The 3778-nt window shown below is 73.8% G+C and carries 1 protein-coding gene; it reads left to right on the top strand.

Annotated features, from left to right (window positions below):
• Positions 1-3778, top strand: a 3778-nt coding sequence (locus H5J30_RS21545) for an SDR family NAD(P)-dependent oxidoreductase (RefSeq protein ID WP_181789032.1), incomplete at both ends; no start/stop codon positions are given.

Raw genomic sequence — 3778 nt, 5'->3', positions numbered from 1 at the left:
CAACACCGACGCCGACACCCTCGCCCTGTACGTCCAGCGCCACCCCTCCGTGGCCATCGCCGCGTACAACTCCGAGGTCTCCACCGCCCTGGCCGGGCCTCTCGACACGCTGGAGGAGCTGGCACGCGAGCTGACCGAGGCGGGCATTCGCACCAAGGCGCTGAAGGTCGCGCACGCCTTCCACACCGCACACACCGAACCCATCCTCGACGCCTTCACCACCCACCTCACGGACCTCTTCGCCCGCCACACCCTCGGCAACGCCGACATCCCCGTCCTCTCCAACGTCACCGGCAAGCCCGCCACCACCGAACAACACCACGACCCCGCCTACTGGACCCAGCACATCCGCCAACCCGTCCACTTCCACCAAGGCATCACCCACCTCACCGACGACAACGCCATCAGTCTGTTCACCGAGGTGGCACCCCACCCCACCCTCACCCCCCACCTCCCCGGCGGCGTCCGCAGCACCCCCCACCTGCCGGACGAGGCCCGCACCCACCTCGCCGCCCTCACCGCTCTCCACGCCCACCACCACCCCGCCGACCTCGCCCCGCACCTCCCCGAGACCGCGGCGAAGGTCCCCGTTCTCCCGACCTACCCGTTCCAGCACCGCCCCTTCTGGCTCGACGCCCCCGCCGCGCTCACCAGCGCCACCGACCTCGGTCAGCTCGGGACCGCGCACGCCCTCCTCGGTGCCGCCGTCCAACTCGCGGACACGACCGGGGGCGGCGCCGGCTCCGCCGGTACGACGGTCTTCACCGGCCGGGTCGGTCTCCACACGCACCCCTGGCTGGCCGATCACGCCGTCGCCGGTACGGCCCTCCTCCCCGGCACCGCCCTCGTGGACCTCGCCCTGCACACCGGCGACCACACCGGCGCCACCCACCTGCAAGAGCTGACGCTGCACGCGCCGCTCACCCTGGACGGGGCCGACACCCACGACGTGCAGGTCACCACCGCTCCCCAACCCGGGCCGGAGGGCGAGGGCGTGGGCCGGTGGCAGGTGACGATCCACTCGCGCCGCCACACCGCCGACGACGCCGAGCCGGAGCCCTGGACCTGCCACGCCACCGGCATCCTCACCGCCGGCGACGCCGCTGCCGACCGGGCACAGGCGCTGACCCAGTGGCCGCCCGCGGGGGCGGAGCCCGTGGAGGTCACCGACCTCTACCCCCGGCTGCACGCGGCGGGCTACGAGTACGGGCCCGCCTTCCAGGGCGTCACCGCCGCCTGGCGCGGCACCGACGGCACCCTCCACGCCGAGATCGCCCTCCCCGAGGACACCGACGCCTCCGGCCACACCATCCACCCCGCGCTCCTCGACGCGGCCCTCCACCCACTGGCGGCGCAGAACCTCGGCAAGGACGACACGGACGGCCGGCTCCGGCTGCCGTTCGCCTGGACCGGCGTCACCGTCCACGCCGCCGGCGCCACTCATCTGCGCGCCACCCTCGTCCCCACCGGCGAGCACGGCCACGACCTGACCCTGCACACCTGGGATCCTTCGGGCGCGCCCGTCGCGACCGTCACCGCGCTCAACTCCCGCCCGGTCGACGCCTCGGCGCTCACCGGTGCCGCCCACGCGGGCGCCGCTACGCGCAACAGCCTGTTCCACCTCGCCTGGAACGCAACCGCCGCCGAGCAGGCCGAGCGGGCCGAGCCGGTGGCACCGGAGCGGGTGGACCTGTATGTCGCCGCTCCCGCCGAGGAGGACGGCCCCGTCGCCGCGCACGCCGCGGCGGAGGCGCTGCTGACCCATCTACAGGGCTGGCTGGCCGCCAACGACCGGACGGACCGCCGCCTCGCGGTCCTCACCCACCGCGCCGTCGCCACCAACCCGGCCGACGACGTCCACCTCCCGCACGCGCCGCTGTGGGGCATGGTCCGTACCGCCCAGAACGAGAACCCGGACCGCATCCACCTCGTCGACACGGACACCGCTCCCGACGCGGTCACCGGCGGCGACCCCGCCGCCGTCCCCCACCTGCTCGACGCCCTGGCCACCGGCGAGCCGCAGCTCGCCGTCCGCCACGAGCAGCTCCTCGTCCCCCGGCTGGCCCGCTCCGCCGACGGCGCCGCCGACGCGCTGGCGATCCCCGCGGGCGAGCAGTCCTGGCGGCTGGACAAGACCGCCTCCGGCACGTTCGACAACCTGGCCCTCCTGCCCAACCCGCAGCTCCCCGAGGAGCTGGCACCGCATCAGGTGCGGGTCGCGGTACGGGCCATCGGGCTCAACTTCCGCGACGTCCTGATCACCCTCGGCATGTACCCGGGCGAGGCGCTGCTCGCCAGCGAGGGCGCCGGTGTCGTGACCGAGATCGGCGCCGACGTCGCCAACGTCGCCGTCGGCGACCGCGTCATGGGCATGTTCCCGAACGGCGTCGGCGCGCAGACGGTCACCGACCACCGCATGGTCACCGCCCTCCCCGAGCGGTGGTCCTTCACCGACGCGGCCGGGATCCCGGTGGCGTACCTCACCGCGTACTACGGGCTCAAGGACCTCGGCGGCCTGGAAGCCGGGGAGTCGCTGCTGCTGCACGCCGCGACCGGCGGTGTCGGCTCCGCCGCGCTCCAACTCGCCCGCCACTGGGGCGCCGACGTCTACGCGACCGCCAGCCCGGGCAAGCACCACCTGCTGTACGCGCAGGGGCTCGACGAGCACCACATCGCCTCCAGCCGGTCCCTCGACTTCGAGGAGCACTTCCGCACCCACACCCCGAACCAGGGTGTCGACGTCGTCCTCAACGCCCTCGCCCACGAGTTCACCGACGCGTCGCTGCGCCTGCTGCGCCCCGGCGGCCGGTTCCTGGAGATGGGCAAGACCGACATCCGCGACCCGCAGACAGTCGAGGCCGAACACCGGGTCCGCTACCAGAACTTCGACCTGATCGAGGCCGGTCCGGACCGCATCCAGGAGATGCTGGTCCACCTGGCCGAGCTGTTCGCCGAGGGCCGTCTTACGCCGCCGCGGACCACCTGCTTCGACGTACGCCACGCCCCGCACGCGCTACGGCACCTGAGCCAGGCCCGGCACACGGGCAAGCTGATCCTCACGCTCCCCCGGCAGCTCGACCCGGACGGCACCGTGCTCATCACCGGCGGCACCGGTGGGCTGGCCAGCCTGACGGCCCGTCACCTGGTCACCGAGCACGGCGTACGCCACCTGCACCTCGCCTCACGAAGCGGCCCCGACCACCCCAACGCCGCCGCCCTCTGCGAGGAACTCGGCGCGCTCGGCGCCCAGGTGACCGTCACCGCCTGCGACACCACCGACCCCGAAGCCGTGCACGCCCTCGTCGCCTCCGTCGACGAGCGGCACCCGCTGACCGCCGTCGTCCACACCCCCGGCGTGCTCGACGACACGATCCTCACGCAGCTCACCCCGGACACGCTGCACCCGGTCCTGGCACCGAAGGTCGACGGCGCGTACCACCTGCACCAGGCGACCCGGCACCTGGATCTCGCCCACTTCGTCCTCTACTCCTCCGCCGCCGGCACGCTGGGCAACCCCGGGCAGGCGAACTACGCCGCCGCCAACACCTACCTCGACACCCTCGCCCACCACCGCACCCACCACGGCCTCCCCACCACCAGCCTCGCCTGGGGCTACTGGAAGCACACCACCGACCTGACGAGCCACCTCGGCGACAGCGAGGTGGCCCGCAGCGACGCCGCGCTCAGCACCGAGCACGGCCTCCAGCTCCTCGACGCCGCCCTCGCCACCCCGTCCCCGTACCACCTCTGCGTGCCGCTGAACCCGGCCACCCTCCGC

This window comes from Streptomyces phytophilus, assembly GCF_013870535.1.
Taxonomy (GTDB): domain Bacteria; phylum Actinomycetota; class Actinomycetes; order Streptomycetales; family Streptomycetaceae; genus Streptomyces; species Streptomyces phytophilus.
The sequence above is the reverse complement of the archived record's forward strand: the minus strand, read 5'-3'. Positions and strand labels throughout refer to the sequence as shown.